The organism is Henriciella mobilis, assembly GCF_003576315.1.
GTDB lineage: Bacteria > Pseudomonadota > Alphaproteobacteria > Caulobacterales > Hyphomonadaceae > Henriciella > Henriciella mobilis.
Window position 1 is genome coordinate 327,365 of record NZ_QWFZ01000033.1, and the last position, 15,288, is coordinate 342,652.

Genomic DNA, 15,288 nt, shown 5'->3' on the forward strand with positions numbered 1-15,288 from the left:
TCGTTCATTCTGTCCCGTCAGAGGGCATGAGGAAAAAGATGAGGGTGATGGACCCAAGGCTCGTTGAAACAGCCAGGACCGGCGCGATGCTGGTGCTGCTGGTTCTGCTTGCCTGGTTGGTGGCCCGGATCGCCTGGCTGCTGATTGCGCCCACTGATGCCGTATCGACGCTGACGCCGCGCGCCCTGCCAACGCCGGTCTCGCAGACCAGCGGGCAGGCCGTGCGTGCCGATCTCAGCCTGCTCATGAAGGCCAACCCGTTTTCCGCCAGCGAAAGCACGGCGCCTGCGATCGAGGACGCGCCGGAAACCGACCTTAATCTGAAGCTGGTCGCCCTGTTCATGTCGAGCGGGGAGGATGGGGTCTCGTCCGCCACAATTACAACCCCGGACAACAAGACGACCCGTTATGAGCCCGGTGATGAAGTCCTGCCGGGCGTGGTGCTGGAACGTGTCCTGGCCGACCGAGCAATCATTTCGCGCGATGGCCGCGATGAGACGATCATGCGCAGCGGCCGCGATGCGGGCCTTAGCGTGATTGAGGACCGCGACGACCTTCGCACGGAAGGCGGCATTGTCGAGGCGGCAAGCCCTCCAGTGTTCGCCCCCGGCGTGTCTGCGCGCACGCTGCTGGCAGGTCTCGAAATTGCGCCTGAGGTCGAGAATGGCGAGGTTCGCGCCTTCGTCGTCGGGCCTCAGGGAAACAGTCGTCTGATGGGCGCAGCTGGTCTGGCGCCCGGCGACCGCCTGGTCAGCGTCAATGGAAACGGGGTAGCGAGGATTGATGTCGCCAGCCTCGCGGACGAACTCGCCAGCGGCGGTGTCGCCAGAGTCGGTCTGGTTCGTGCAGGTACGTCCCGGTCGATTGATATTCGCGTCGAGGAGGAGTGATACAGCTCATGAAGAAAATCGTGATCGCGCTCTCGGCGCTTGCGTTGGCCGGACAGGCCGCCCAGGCAGAAATGCAGTCGCCTCAATCGGCGCGCCATGTACTCAGCCTCGACAATGTTGAGATCACGTCGCTCATCGACGATGTCTCGATCATCACGGGCTACACCTTCATTCTGCACCCGGATGTCGCGCGCACCCGTGTGACGGTGCTTTCACAGGCGCCTATGACGACCGACGAGGTCTTCCAGGTCTTCCTGTCGACGCTTCGCGTTCACGGCTTTGCAGCGATCCCGGCCGGCAAGGGCGTTTACCGCGTTGTGCCTGAACAGCTGGCCGTGGGCGAAGCGGGAGGCGCGAACACGGGGCCGAACACCTTCATCACGCAGGTCTTCAGCCTTGAGACGTTCGGGGCGGTCGAAGCTGCTCAGATGGTAAAGCCACTGGTGGATGCGCAGGGGCAGGTGGTCGCGAACGCGCGCTCCAATTCGCTCGTTGTTGTCGACTATGCCTCGAACATGCCGCGTATCCGCGACGTCATCCAGACGCTCGATCAGGATGACCGTACCGATGTGCGCACACTGGCATTGAAGAGCGTGCCATCGCGCGAGATGGCGCAGCTGCTGACCGACCTGCTGGGTACGCGAAACGGAAACCCGGTGGACAATTTTGAAGTGACGTCGTCCCCAACCAGCAATTCGGTTGTCATCCGCGGCGATGGTGCGCTTGTCGAGCGTGCCCTGAGTGTTGCCTCTGAACTCGATCGTGCCGAGCCGACGCGCGATAATCTGCGGGTCATCCAGCTCAACAATTCCAAGGCGGAGGAGATCGTCCCCATCCTGGAAAAACTGGCTGCGACAATGGCCGACCAGCAGGGACCGGCGGACACAGGCACACCGCGGGCGACGATTGCGCACCATCCGGAAACGAACTCGCTCATCATCAGCGCAACGCCTGATACGCTGATGTCGATGGAGCGTGTCGTTGAAGCCCTGGACAAGCGCCGGGCCCAGGTCCTTGTCGAGGCCATCATCGTGGAGATGTCCGACGATACGGCGCGCGAACTTGGTGTGCAGTTTCTGCTGTCCGGCACCGGCGATTCAACTACGCCGTTTGCGACGACGAACTTCTCACGGTCTGCGCCGAACCTGCTGGCACTTGCGGGCGCTCTGATCACGGATGGTGACCTGCCGGGCGGTTCGAACGGTAGTCCGTTCACGGATGCGGCGCTGAGTTCGCTGCTCGGCGTTAACGGCGCGCTGCTCGGTGTGGGCGGTCAGAGCGGCGATACGCTGTTCGGCGCCGTCATTACTGCCGTGGAGCAGGACACGAATTCCCGCGTTCTTTCCAAGCCATTCAACATGACACTGGACAATGGCACGTCATCGCTGCTCGTTGGCCAGAATGTCCCGCTGACGTCCGGCGAAGTGCTGGGCTCGGCCAATACCAACCCGTTCCGAACCGTGCAGCGCGAGGAAGTCGGCGTCAAACTGGAAGTGACCCCGCGCATTTCGTCCGATAATACGATCCGGCTGGATATCTTCCAGGAGGTGTCGAGCGTCTTTGGGGCCGTTGGCAACACGTCGCCGGACCTTATCCTGAGCACGCGGAACATCTCGACCAGCGTCCTGGCCGACGACGGTGAAATCATCGTACTTGGCGGCCTGATCGAGCAGACGGAATCGACGCAGAATTCGAAGGTGCCGATCCTTGGTGACATCCCTGTGGCCGGTAATCTGTTCAAATCGGAAGGAAAGGGCGGCACACGGACAAATCTGATGGTGTTTATCAAGCCGACAATCGTCCGGGATCGCGAGGATGCGTCGCGCGTAACGGCGCGCAGCTACAATTACATTCGCGCACAGGAGATCATGCGCGGAGAGGATGTCGATGTTTCGATCGACGAGTTTCTCGGCGAAGTCCTGGGTGCGCCCGTGCTGGATGAGGAGTAAGCTGGTAGGCTGACGTGCCTTCGGCGTAAGATGTAATCATGAGTGAGGCCGAGACCAGACCGCTGCTGACCTATGCCTTTGCCCGCGACAAGGGACTGGTGGTCCTGTCGCAGGAGGATGGTGCTGTCGCGCTTGGCGTGCGGGCAGGCGCCGACCCGATCGCTATCCTTGAAGCGCGCCGCGCCATCGGCCGGCCTTTGCGGTTCCAGCATCTTGACGCCACGCGCTTCGAGCGCGCCCTGTCCGAACACTATGCGCGTGCGGCGATTGACGGTGGTGAGACCGAAGCCGCCATGGATGGCGCTGGCGACCTCATGTCGCTCATTGACGATATCCCGCAGACCGCTGACCTTCTTGATGGGGATGATGATGCCCCGGTTGTCCGCCTGATCAACGGTCTCATTTACGAGGCTGTGAAGCGCCGCGCCTCGGACATCCATATCGAGCCGCATGAGGACAATCTGTCCGTCCGTTACCGGATCGATGGCGTTCTGCAGGAAGTGCTGACGCCGTCGCGGCGGCTGGCGGCGCCCTTGACCAGTCGGGTCAAGGTCATGGCGCGCCTGGATATTGCCGAGAAGCGGGTGCCGCAGGATGGCCGCATATCACTGTCCATCGGCGGGCGCTCCATCGATGTACGGGTTTCGACACTGCCTTCGCGCTATGGCGAGCGGGTCACGATGCGCCTGCTGGATACCCGCAATGCGCTGCTCGGCCTTGATGAGCTCGGCATGGATGAGGACACGCTGGCTCGCTTCCGTTCTGTGCTCGCACAACCGAACGGGATTACCCTCGTCACGGGGCCGACCGGGTCCGGCAAGACGACAACGCTTTATTCGGCGCTGTCGGTGCTGAACAATGGCCAGCGCAATGTCATGACGCTGGAAGACCCGATCGAGTATGGCCTGGAGGGGATCAGCCAGACCCAGATGCACCACAAGGTCGGCCTGACCTTTGCCGCCACGCTACGTGCGATCCTGCGCCATGACCCCGATGTCGTCATGGTCGGCGAGATCCGCGACCTTGAGACCGCCAAGGTCGCGTTCGAATTCGCCTCGACCGGGCGCCCGGTCCTCTCGACCGTTCACACCAACAGCGCCGCGGGCGCCATTCAGCGCCTGCGCGACATGGGTATCGAGCCCTATGTGCTCGCCGCCACGATGCGCGCCGTGCTCGCCCAGCGCCTGGTTCGAAAGCTTTGCGATCACTGCAAGGAGCCGCATGAGGCAAGCGCGGACGAAAAGCAGATGTTCGGCTTGCCGGCTGACCAGCACTACGATTTCTACCGCCCGCGCGGCTGCATGTCCTGCGCACAGACCGGCTATGAAGGCCGGCTTGGCGTCTACGAACTGCTCCTCGTCGACCAGGAGGTGCGTCAGCTGATCCGGGACGATGTCTCCGACGATGAACTGGAAGCGCGCGCCTTCAGGGACCACGACACACTGTTCCGCAATGCCCGCCGATACGTCGTCTCCGGCCAGACCAGCGTCGAGGAAGTCCTGCGCGTCTGCCGCAAGGATGAGGACTAGAGATGGCAGTCTACGACTATCAGGCCATCGGTGCGGACGGAAAGCGGACCTCGGGCGTGATCACGGCCGACTCGGCGCGCGCGGCCCGAAAGGAGTTGCGCCTGCGCCAGCTCTCACCGCTCGATGTCAGCGAGAGCCGCAAGAAGGCTTCGCAAGCAACGGCAAGCGGTCATGACCAGAAACTGCCCGGTGGCGATCTCGTCGTCGCGACCCGCCAGCTCGCCCTGCTGGTCAAGGCCGGTACGCCCGTTGAGGAAGCGATTGGTTCTGTCGCGGCAGAGGCGGAGAAGACGGCCACACGCAAGGTCTTCATGGGGGTGCGGTCTGCGATCACGGACGGCTATTCGGTGTCGGAAGCGCTCAACAGCGCCCCGCGCGCCTTTCCGGCTTTCTATCGCGCTGTGGTATCGGCCGGGCAGGCATCGGGACGCCTCGATGAGGTGCTGGAGCGCCTTGCCACCCACCTCGAGAAATCGAGGAAGATGAAAAACAAGATCCTGTCGGCGCTGATCTATCCGATTGTTCTCAGCGTCATTGCGCTGATTGTCGTGACGCTTCTGATGATCTTCGTCGTGCCCGCCATTGTCGAGCAGTTCGACACGCTCGGCCAGGACTTGCCATGGCTGACCGAAGCAGTGATCGGCCTGTCTACCTTCCTGCGACAGTGGGGCATCGCGGTATTGATCGCAGCGCTTGCATTCGGCTGGGCATTCCGCCGCCTGATGCAGGCCGAAGCCGCAAGGGAAGCGCGCGACCGTTTCCTGCTCTCGCTGCCGGTCATCGGCCGGCTCGCACGCGGCGTGGCAGCGGCCTCTTTTGCCCGGACCTTCGCAACCTTGTCCGGCAGCGGCGCACCCGTCCCCGAATGTCTTGGCGCGGCCCGCAATGCGAACGGCAACGCTGTCTTTCGGCGGGCAGTCGCCAGTGTCCGGCGCAAGGTCGAGGAAGGCTCGACGCTCGCGCGGGCGATGCGCGCCGAGGCGGTCTTCCCGCCCATGCTGTTGCACATGGTGGCCAGCGGCGAACGCGGCGGCGACCTCGCCGGCATGATGGAGCGGGCCGCGGAATACCTGGAAGACGAATTCGACAATGCGTCGACTGTAGCACTCGGACTGCTGGAGCCGATCATGATCGTCTTCCTGGCCAGCATCGTGGCGCTGATCGTCCTGTCCATCATGCTGCCCATCCTGCAGATCAACACATTTGCCATCGGCTAGGAGGTGACCTCGATGAAACTACGCAAACCCGCCCGGCGCCCGTCAAAGGAAGCCGGTTTCACGCTGACCGAGATCATGGTGGTCGTCTTCATCATCGGCCTCCTGTCGACGGTGGTCCTGATCAATGTTCTGGGGGCGCGTACCGATGCGCAGCTAAAGACGGCCCGCACCAATGTGACGTCGCTGGCAAACGCACTCGAGCAGTACAGCCTCGACATGTATGATTATCCGACGACGGAGCAGGGGCTGGAAGCGCTCGTAACCGAACCGTCGGGCGCCAGCACCGCCGGCTCCTATCGCAAGGGCGGTTATATCAACAAGGTGCCGCTCGATCCCTGGGGCCGCCCCTTTGTCTACCGCCGACCTGCCGAACGTTCCGACAAGGCATACGATCTCTACTCGCTCGGCGCCGATGGCGAACCCGGCGGCGAGGAAGAGAATGCCGATATCGGCAACTGGAACTGAGGCAGCATGAGGCGCCGAGCCCGCCTCTCGAGACAGGCCGGCATGACGCTGGTCGAGGTGATGCTCGTCGTCTTCATCGTCGGGCTGGTCGCGGGCGTGGCCGTGATGACCCTGCCAGACCGTCCGGGTCCGCATGAACGTGCCCTGCGCGATCTCGGACAGGCGGTTCGCGAGGTCCAGGACATGGCGGTTCTGACCGGTGATGCGCTGGCGATCAGCGCGGTGGATGGCAAGGTCAGCCTTGTCCGCTGGGACGGATTTGACTGGCAGCCGGCCGGGCGTGACCTGGCCAGCCTGCCGCAGGGTGTCTCCGTGAGGCTGGTGCGTCCGGGAGAAACAGGACGCGATAATGAGCGGGGTGAAAGACTGCTGGTTTTCGATCCGTTGGGCGTCAGCGAACCGGCGGACATCATTGTATCGGCCGGGGCGTTCGAGCGCACCCTTCACATTACACCGGATGGCGAGGTGCGCGATGGCCAATCGGGATAGCAAGAAAACCCGTCGCGAAGGCGGCTTCAGCCTGGTCGAAACCGTGGCGGCGCTAGGCATCCTGGCGCTGGCAGCGGTTCCGCTCATGCAGCTGTCATCGGACGCGCTGCGCAATTCCGGGCGCCTCGAAGCGCGACTGCTGGCGCGCACCACTGCCGAGAATGTCCTGTCCCGCGCCATGGCTGACCGCCAGCCGGTTGCAGTCGGGCAGACCTCCGGCGCCGAGGAACAGATGGGCCGCCGGTTCACCTGGACGCTGAGTGTCGTGCCGACGGGGCAGGCGGACCTGTTCCGGCTCGAGGTCCGTGTGCAGCAAGCCGAGACCGAGCAGGATCTGGCGCGCCTCATCACATTAAAAGCGCAGCCCAGATGACCCGCCCGCAATCATCTGCCCGGCAGGCCGGTTTTACCCTGGCCGAGATGCTTGTGGCGCTGTTTATCCTGTCCATCCTGGCGGTCGCGGGCGGCAACCTTCTGCTCCGGGCCACCGCGTCCGGCGAACAGTTGCGGGACCGCGAAGCGATGGTGCGTGAGCTGGATATTGCGCAGGCCCTGATCCGCGGCGATCTCGAAGCAGTTGTCAAACGGGGCACAGAGCCGGTGGACGCCTATGACGGCCCAATGACGTTGGCCGGTGGTGAAACCAATCGCGTCGATGGCCTGCTTCATCTCGTGCGAAATGGCTGGATGAATCCTGACGGGACGGCGCAGCGTAGCGATCTTCAGACGGTTCTCTACGATCTTTCTGCCGACGGGGAGCTTGTCCGGACGGCCTGGCTGCGGCCGGACGCAACGGCCTCGACCCCGATTGCCAAGCGCGTCTTGTTGCGCGATGTCGCGGAGGTCGAACTGGCCTTCTGGAAGGGTGACCAGATGTCGGCTTACTGGGAAGGCACGCCGGAGCCGCCTGCCAATGACCTGCCTGATCTGGTGGATATCCGTATCCGTTTTGACGATGGCCGCACACTGACGATCGCGTCTGGCGTGGGAGGGGGTGGATGAGCGCTTCCAATAAGCATCACAAGGAGGCAGGGGTGGCGCTCGTCACTGTGCTGATGATCGTCGCCTCGATGTCCATCGTCGCCGTGATGATCTCTTCCGCGGTTCTGGCCAGCACGAACAGGGCCAAGACCCTCGATGCCAGCGCCCAGGCCAACTGGTTTGTCGCCGGGGCTGACCAGTTCGCAGCCCTTGCGATTGAAGACCTTGTCGCCACCTCCGGTGCCAGGCTTTTCGATGGCATGCCGGGGCTGTCTCAGGCGATGAATTTCGACCTTGAAGGCGGCGTGATTTCGATCACGGGCACTGACGCGACCAATTGTTTCAACGTGAACCGGCTGAGGGATGCGGGCCGTGCAGCGGCGGGTGACGCGTCGGAAGGGGCCACGTCTGTTCGTGATGATTTCGAAATGCTGCTCGACCTCGCAGGTCTTGAGGGGCTCAATCCGGAGATGATGACATCGGCCGTCATCGACTGGATGGATCCGGACCAGTCGCCCGGCCTCGGGGGCGCGGAAGACAGTTATTATGCCGGCCTGCCTTTGCCTTATCGGACGTCTGGCCAGCCCCTCGCCAGCCTGAGCGAGCTTCGGGCGATCCGCTATTTCGAGCCGGATCTGATCGATGCGCTGGACCCGCTACTCTGCGCGCAGCCTTCGGAAGAAAGCCAGGTCTTCAATATCAATACGCTGACCGAACGGGAGGCGCCGCTCCTGTCCCTGGCCATGTCGGGTGCACTGACGGTTGAAGCAGCGCGCGATGTTCTGTTCCAGCGTCCGCCTGGTGGCTGGGAAAGTGTCAGCGCCATGATGGAATTGCCGGAATTGGCACAAATATCGCCTGAGCTGCGTCGCGCTGATATGCTTTCTGTAGAGGCCAGCCATATTGGCGTGCGAACGGTGATCGAGTATCGCGGGCTGCGCAGGATCTACGACGTGCTCTTCAGCATCGAAGAGAATGGCTCAGTGACGGCCATTCGCCGGGAACGAAAAGGATAGGGATTGGCAGAACTGTTCATCCTCTTACCCGAAAACCACGGCGACGACACGCTTTTCGCCTGGCGTTCGGCGAGTGACTGGGCTGTGGATACGGCCCCGCCGCGCGGGCACGGCCAGGGCGAGCGCGCCGTTGCCTTCGTCCCTGGGACCCGCGTTACGGTTCACCGCGCCGATATTTCCGTGAAGAAGCCTGCAGAGGCGCGCCGGGTCGCCTTGTTCGCGCTTGAGGATGACCTCGCCCAGCCGGTCGAGGCCTTGCACGCCGCTCTTGGCGCCCCAGGCGATGGTCCCGACCGGGAGGTCCAGGTCGCGAGCGTAGCAGACATGCAGGCCTGGATCGCGGCGCTGCAGGCGGCCGGGGTGCCGGACGCCGATCTCGTCGCGCCGCAAGCCTGCTTGCCTGACGTGCCGGGAATGATAACCGGGCCGGACGAAATCCTGGTCCGCACCGCTCAATCGGTTTTCGCGCTTGATCGCGATGTGCCGGATGACCTTGTTCGCTCAATTGCGCCGGACGCACAACCCACCGGCGAGGCAATCGAAGGCCGCAACAGTTGGTTTGTCCAGCTCGCCGCCTGGTATGAGGCCGCCGGCAGCGTCACGTCGCTGCGCCAGGGAGACTATAGCGTCCGCCGCCCGTTGCAGCTGGATGGGCTTGCCGCCTGGCGCCCCGTTGCCGGAATCGCTGCGGCAGCAGCCATTCTCTGGCTTGGCTCGGTCTGGCTCGAGACCCGCGCACTCGAAAAGCAGGCCGGACAGCTGGAGGCCCAGACGCGTGACCTCATCATGGCGGTGGCGCCGGATGCGAATGGCCGGCTCGCGGTCGCCCTTCAAACGCTGCGCCAGGGACGTGCAGCCGGATCGTCCAGCCTGCGGCCCACAATGGCCACCGCAGCGCTCTATGAAGCGATCGAACCTGTCGAGGGCGCCGAAATCCGCTCGCTGCGCTACGATGCGTCGGCGGGCCGGCTGAACGCCATGGTCGTCTTCGGCAGCTATGCTGACGCTGATGCCATCGGCGCGCGGCTGGAAGAAAAGGGCCTGTCGGTCCGGCTTGGCGAAGCGCGCCAGAACGGTCAGCGGGTCATGGGCGAGTTCGCGATCGAGGCGGCGTCATGAGCGGCTGGTGGCAAGGTCTCTCGGCCCGTGAGAAAGCCCTGATCGCAAGCGCCGGCGGCCTGCTTGCGCTGGTCATTATCTGGTACGGGATGGTCGCGCCGCTCCTGTCGGGGCGGTCCGATGCGCTTCAGGCACGCCAGCAGGCGGCCGATGAACTGGCGCAGCTGGAACACCTGTCCGCGGCCAGCCGCGCCCGGTCGCCAGTCAGTACAGGCATTGCGGTCTCGACCGGCTCGAGCCTCGATGCGGATGCGTTCAAGACGGCCGTCACCCGCGCAGCCCAGCAGTCAGGGCTTTCGATTTCGCGTCTGCAGGGCGGGGCGCAGGGGCGGTTTTCGCTCGTGTTTGAGCAGGCCGATTCCCGGCAGCTTTTCTACTGGCTGAACGAGGTTGAAACCCGGCTTGGCGGCCGGGTGGAACGTTTCAGCATCGACCAGGCCGGTGCAGGCCGCGTCCGCGCTACTGTCGAGATTTCCGGAGGCGAGGCATGATTCGTTTCCTGCTGGCGGTGATAGCTGTTGTGGCGCTCGTCTGGTTTGCCGCAGCGAAAATTCCGCTCGGTTACGTCATGCGCAAGCTGCCGCTCAATGGCATGGGCGTGCAGTGGACCCAGTCTGAAGGCACGATCTGGAACGGCCGGGTCATGGGGGTCTATCTGAACGGCCAGCCGGTTGGCGATGTCGACGTTGCACTGAAGCCGCTTTCGCTGCTGTCCTTCAAGCCGACGCTCGATGTGCAGTGGGGCGGCGCAGGCGGGCGCGGGGCCGGCTCTCTGACGCTGATCGACCAGGACTCCATCGAGGCCAGCGACATTCGTTTGCAGCAAAACATTTCCGCGCTCGAAAGCCTGTCTAGCGACCTGCGGTCAATTGGCGGCACGTTCCGGCTCTCTGACGGTCATGTCCGCATTGACGGTCAGCGGTGCAGCAAGGCGAGCGGGGCCCTGCATTCCGACACGCTATCCATCGCTGCCGAGCAATTCGGGCGCGAATTCTCCGATCTGACAGGCGCCCTCGGCTGTGAGAACGGCGCTTTCGACATCGCGCTTTCAGGTGACGGCCCATCCGGTGATTCGGTCAATATCGATGCCGCTGCGACGCTTCAGGGCGCTGCGACGATCAATGTCGTGGTCAATACCGCAGACCGCGACATCGAGATGTTGCTTGCCAATGCGGGCTTTTCCCGGGAGGAGGGGAGCTGGACCTATCGCCGGGATGCTGTGGCAGGAGGAGCTGGTACGCCATGATCAGACACATCAGCGCGATTCTCCTGGCTACGGCCCTTGCAACCGCCTGTTCGTCGCGCCCTGACCCGGCGCCCGTAGAACAGGCGCGCCAGACGGTCGACCCGCAAACGCTGGTACCAGCCGTGAATGTCGTTCCCGAATCAGGCCTCGGCCCGCAACAGCTTGAGCGCAATGAATGCGGCCTGTTTCTCTGGAACCGGACAGAGCCGACCCAGTTCATCTTCTTCGAAAAAGCCCAGTCCGGCCGCGCGACGATGCAGATCGGCGCAGAGGCCGTCGAGGTCACGCAGACCATCAATCGCGGCGAGATCTTCGGCGAGTTCATGACCGAGCAGGGATTCGCCGCGCCGGGGGGAGAGCAGGTCATGCTGACTGTCGTGCCGGGCGAGCCGCTGCAGGGCGGCCAGCGTGTCGAGCAGGGCAAGCTGGAAATCGTTACCCCAGAGGGCTGGCGCACGCTGATACCGGTGCTCGGCGTGCGGGCCTGCCAGCCCTGAACGTGGGCTGATTCCTGAAAGTTCGGTTGTGTGGGAGTTCGCTGGCTCCGCGAGTAGGAAATTTTGGCCGATTTCACCGTATTTCACGCCGTTCCATTTCGACGAAAATTGCAATTTAATCAGAGTGTTCGAAGAATTTTCTTGTGCTCTCGTGTTCCATCATATACCCCCTTAATCAAATTCCTTTTGGTGGGTAGGTTGGTGGGGCGAGACTGGCTCCCCATTGCGGAGTCGAACTCAGATGCCGAAGATCGTTACCCCACTTTCAGCCAAGTCTGTCCAATCTTTACAACACAATGGGGTGGGCAGAAAGACCATGCACCCAGTCGGCGTTGTCGACGGTTTATACCTCGTGATTTATGAAACTGGCTCCCGGTCTTGGCTGTTTCGCGCGATGCTGAATGGACGTCGACGTCATTTTGGATTGGGCTCAGCAAGATTCGTCACGCTCGCAGAGGCGCGTGAAAAAGCAAAAGCCTGGAAAAAGCTTATCGCTGAGGGGATCGATCCGATCGCTAGTAAGAAGGCTGTCGAAGAACGTAGGATCAATTTTGCGGATGCCGTCGACCTGTTTTCTGAGTTGGAGCTCCAAGATGTCAAAGAGAAGGAACGAAAAGCCTGGCGCAGCTCGCTGAACACCCACATTATACCTTGGCTTGGAAAACGAGACGTCAACACAATCACCTCCTTACAAGTCGCCGAGGTGATGAAGCCTCTTTGGATTGAAAAGCGCGAAATGGCGAAGAAGCTTCGCATCAGGCTCGATAAAATATTTGTTTGGCTGAAGGCAAAGGGGTACCGGACAGATGATAGCCCCGCAAAATGGGCTGATCTCAAGCCCATTTTGAATCCGCTTGGTCGCGATAAGGTCACGCAACACAGGCCAGCGGTTCCTTTTGTTCAAGCCCCGACTTGGTTCTCGCTGCTCCGACAGAAAGAGCCCATATCTGCGCGCGCGTTGGAATTTCTTTGCCTCACGGCGGTGCGGTCAGGGGATGTGAGGTTTCTGACGTGGAAAGAAATCGACTTCGATTCTGAGGTCTGGACAATTCCACCAAACCGCGAGGGGACCAAGCTGAAGACACGACATCATACCGTCCCGCTCACGGCCCCAATGATGAAGCTGCTGCGTGATGCCGAAGATATCCGCTTCAGCGATTATGTTTTTCCTGGCGTGAACGGCGGGCCCATGAGTGACAGCACTATCTCAAAGATCATGCGGGAGATCCATAACGATGAAGTGAATCTTGGTCGCTCAGGTTTCCTGGATCAGCAGACGGGAAAAAGGGCTGTACCCCATGGTCTGCGATCTACTTTTAGAGACTGGGTCGCAGAGCTTACAGACTATCCCGGTGAACTTGCCGAAATTGCGATCGCGCACAAGCAGGGCTCCGACACTGAACTCGCTTACAAACGCATGTCGCAGGTCGAAAAGCGAAGGCCAATGATGGCGGACTGGGGAGAATATTTGCGAGGCGGTTCGAACTAGGGGGGACTCCGATTAGAACGACTGAAATTCGCCATTTGCGGTCATCGATGTGATCTCCATCAGTGTCCTACTTGGAGCGAGAATAGGACTCTAGTCAATGAAACGGCTTACCGCTAAAGAGCTAGTTAGCCCCTGGAAATGGACGAAGCCAAAACATCCATTCGATCAGCACCAAAATATATCTTATCTCGATAACGAAAAGTCGGAACACCAAAGACACCCAGTTCGTAAGCTGCCCTTGTGTTCGCTGTCAGTTCTTCGAGGGCGGCCTGTCTCTCAGCATCTGTCAGTGCATTTATTGGGGAACTGCTCTCTATATCTGCCAAGACATGAGGAGCTTCCAGGTCCTTCGCGTCGATCCATAGCGCCTTCAGCGCGGCATCAACAAATTCTGATTGATTTTCTCCAGTAGAATACAACGCAGTCGCAAAGCACATTGCTTGTTTTGAACCAGGTTTGAACGATCTCGGTCCGCCGAGTGGAATATTCCAATACTTCGCCATTCGTGGAATGTCCGCGAACAGATGACTGCGTTTCGGCGGAGCCAGAGGATCGACATATTCAGCCCACGGCTGACGCCCGGCCTGAAGGCTCAGGAGTACATCAATCGACACGGGCCTGAGCGATAAGCTTGCCCCGACGCTTTCGAGTACATTTCGGCGATGCCATGCAAAGTATGTGTATGGGCTTCGCAGATCGTAAAAGAAGTCGACCTCTGCCATCCTCAAAATCTAACCATTGAATTAAACTTGCGCAACTACTTCCAGTTTGCGTCGCTGGACCTCTCTAAGAGTCCGATTTAGGGCGCATCCTGCCGCTTAGGTCAGAGACCGTTCTGGGGCAATTCTGTTGAAAAACTCGCGGCTACTTTCGGCAGTCTTTTGACCTAGCTTTTTATAATGGCCTATTTCTTCGGGGTGCTCGCTTCAATTGGCCGTTCTAAGCGGCGTTTTGGAGAGTGGCAGACGGTTTGGTGGCGTATTTGGCGAGTTTTCTAAGGTTTTGAGTTGTTGCGGCGAGAAGAAATTCGTCATTGGCCCCAGTAGGGCCTCGCAACCTTAATCGTCGGAAGCGATGTTGGCACTTCAAGTGCGCGAAGCTCATCTCGACCTTCTTTCGATCCCGTCTCGATTGTTCATATTCATGCGTTCCGCGTAATCGTTTCACCTTATCGCGGGCATGTTCGTAGATGGACCGACTGACTTTTCGGAACGGCGCAGATGGACAGCAATTGGATTTGAGGGGACAAACGGCGCAATCGGTATTTCGCGACCGATACATTCTGCGATTATCTTTCGAGATGCCAGAGCGCGGTGTTTTGTAGTTTCTCCAGAACTGACGCAGCTCCTTTCCAGCAGGACACGTGAAGACGTCTCGGTCTTCGTGATACTGGAAGTCTTTGATGGTAAAGTTTGTCGTTGGTGCGCCTGGGGTCTCGAAGAGCGCGACATGCGGCTCGATTTGTTTCTCATCGACCATCCAGCCCAGCATTTCCGCTGAGCCGTAAGCAGCATCTCCCATCAGGCGTCTTGGCTTGAGCCCAAACCGATCTTCGGTTCGGTCGATCATGATCTTGGCCGCTTCAACCTCGGCTTTGCGATAAGCGGGTGTTGGCTCAACATCGACGATGACGGATGTCTCGACATCCAGGAGATAGTTGGTTGCCCAGGTGAAACGGGCCTGTCCGCCAATTGCAGCCGTCCACCGTGCCGTCGGATCCGTGAGCGAGATCTTCTTGCGTGGCGCACCATCCTGATCGATCGCATCAAGATATTCGGTAACTGGTCTCGACGCGATCTTCGGATCAGACCAATCAATCGGCTCACCCGCCTCGACGGCATGATCCTCACTCGCATCGGCGCGGATCATGCTGGCATCAACCGCAAAGCCTTCGCCTTTGACGAGACCTTCCGACATGCAGCTGAACACGACCTGCTCGAACAATTTCCGGAAGAGATCACTCTCACGGAACCTGCCATGACGTGCCTTAGAAAACGTCGAGTGATTGGGGACACGGTCCTCAATGCCCAGCTTACAGAACCATCGATAGGCAAGGTTCAAATGAACCTCTTCACACAAACGACGTTCAGATCGGATGCCATAGCAGTATCCAACAATCAGCATCCGGCACATCAGTTCCGGATCAACCGATGGTCGTCCCGTGTGACTATAGAAGGGCTTCAGGTGCGCCCGGATATCATCGAAATCGAGGAACCGATCAATCTTTCTAACCAAGTGATCCGCCGGAACCATCTTATCCAGTGAGAACTCATAGAACAGCTTTGCAGCGTCTTCTTCCAATCGTCCCATCATCGCGCATCTCCTCGATCTGCACGAAAATCACTGAATCAGAATTCGCCCATTTTGACTCGGAGTTTTTCAACAGTATCGGGCGAGTTTA

The 15,288-nt window shown here is 60.6% G+C and carries 16 protein-coding genes; 14 read left to right on the forward strand and 2 right to left on the reverse strand.

Annotated features, from left to right (window positions below; genetic code table 11):
- Positions 1-38: 38 nt before the first annotated feature.
- The 14 genes from D1227_RS16270 (at position 39) to D1227_RS16335 (ending at position 12,887) form a co-directional block, all read left to right on the forward strand.
- Complete coding sequence (locus D1227_RS16270; RefSeq protein ID WP_158586691.1) at positions 39-890, forward strand: type II secretion system protein N; 852 nt, start codon at positions 39-41, stop codon at positions 888-890.
- Between the two features lie 8 nt (positions 891-898).
- On the forward strand, positions 899-2,839 hold the full coding sequence (gene gspD, locus D1227_RS16275) for a type II secretion system secretin GspD (protein ID WP_119405400.1): 1,941 nt from the start codon (positions 899-901) through the stop codon (positions 2,837-2,839).
- Positions 2,840-2,877: 38 nt separating this feature from the next.
- Positions 2,878-4,368, forward strand: coding sequence for a type II secretion system ATPase GspE (gspE, locus tag D1227_RS16280; RefSeq protein WP_119405401.1), 1,491 nt, complete (start codon positions 2,878-2,880; stop codon positions 4,366-4,368).
- A 2-nt stretch (positions 4,369-4,370) separates the two neighbouring features.
- Complete coding sequence (gspF, locus tag D1227_RS16285) at positions 4,371-5,585, forward strand: type II secretion system inner membrane protein GspF (protein ID WP_119405402.1); 1,215 nt, start codon at positions 4,371-4,373, stop codon at positions 5,583-5,585.
- 12 nt (positions 5,586-5,597) lie between these two features.
- Positions 5,598-6,050: a type II secretion system major pseudopilin GspG gene (gspG, locus tag D1227_RS16290; RefSeq protein ID WP_119405403.1), complete on the forward strand. Its 453-nt coding sequence runs from the start codon at positions 5,598-5,600 to the stop codon at positions 6,048-6,050.
- 6 nt (positions 6,051-6,056) lie between these two features.
- Entirely contained in the window at positions 6,057-6,539 is a 483-nt protein-coding gene (locus D1227_RS16295) for a prepilin-type N-terminal cleavage/methylation domain-containing protein (RefSeq protein ID WP_119405404.1), read from the forward strand.
- Positions 6,523-6,912, forward strand: coding sequence for a type II secretion system minor pseudopilin GspI (gspI, locus tag D1227_RS16300; protein WP_158586692.1), 390 nt, complete (start codon positions 6,523-6,525; stop codon positions 6,910-6,912). Before D1227_RS16295 ends, gspI begins: the two co-directional genes overlap by 17 nt.
- Positions 6,909-7,541 (forward strand): type II secretion system minor pseudopilin GspJ, encoded by a 633-nt coding sequence (gspJ, locus tag D1227_RS16305; RefSeq protein WP_119405406.1) that lies wholly within the window; start codon positions 6,909-6,911, stop codon positions 7,539-7,541. The genes gspI and gspJ overlap by 4 nt, the downstream gene beginning before the upstream one ends.
- Positions 7,538-8,536, forward strand: coding sequence for a type II secretion system minor pseudopilin GspK (gene gspK / locus D1227_RS16310; protein WP_119405407.1), 999 nt, complete (start codon positions 7,538-7,540; stop codon positions 8,534-8,536). The genes gspJ and gspK overlap by 4 nt, the downstream gene beginning before the upstream one ends.
- Before the next feature lie 3 nt (positions 8,537-8,539).
- Complete coding sequence (gene gspL / locus D1227_RS16315) at positions 8,540-9,655, forward strand: type II secretion system protein GspL (protein WP_119405408.1); 1,116 nt, start codon at positions 8,540-8,542, stop codon at positions 9,653-9,655.
- Entirely contained in the window at positions 9,652-10,146 is a 495-nt protein-coding gene (locus D1227_RS16320; RefSeq protein ID WP_119405409.1) for a type II secretion system protein M, read from the forward strand. Before gspL ends, D1227_RS16320 begins: the two co-directional genes overlap by 4 nt.
- The gene (gene gspN / locus D1227_RS16325) at positions 10,143-10,901 is read left to right on the forward strand and encodes a type II secretion system protein N (protein WP_119405410.1); all 759 of its coding nucleotides are present in this window, start codon (positions 10,143-10,145) and stop codon (positions 10,899-10,901) included. The genes D1227_RS16320 and gspN overlap by 4 nt, the downstream gene beginning before the upstream one ends.
- Entirely contained in the window at positions 10,898-11,398 is a 501-nt protein-coding gene (locus D1227_RS16330) for a hypothetical protein (protein WP_119405411.1), read from the forward strand. The genes gspN and D1227_RS16330 overlap by 4 nt, the downstream gene beginning before the upstream one ends.
- A gap of 241 nt (positions 11,399-11,639) precedes the next feature.
- A complete protein-coding gene (locus tag D1227_RS16335; RefSeq protein WP_035550333.1) occupies positions 11,640-12,887 on the forward strand; it encodes a tyrosine-type recombinase/integrase in 1,248 nt (415 codons plus the stop codon).
- Between the two features lie 125 nt (positions 12,888-13,012).
- Here the strand turns inward: D1227_RS16335 and D1227_RS16340 are convergent, their stop codons facing one another.
- Positions 13,013-13,609, reverse strand: a complete 597-nt coding sequence (locus D1227_RS16340; RefSeq protein ID WP_112062136.1) for a DsbA family protein — start codon at positions 13,607-13,609, stop codon at positions 13,013-13,015.
- A 217-nt stretch (positions 13,610-13,826) separates the two neighbouring features.
- Positions 13,827-15,200, reverse strand: a complete 1,374-nt coding sequence (locus D1227_RS16345) for a transposase (RefSeq protein WP_119404061.1) — start codon at positions 15,198-15,200, stop codon at positions 13,827-13,829.
- Positions 15,201-15,288 lie beyond the last annotated feature (88 nt).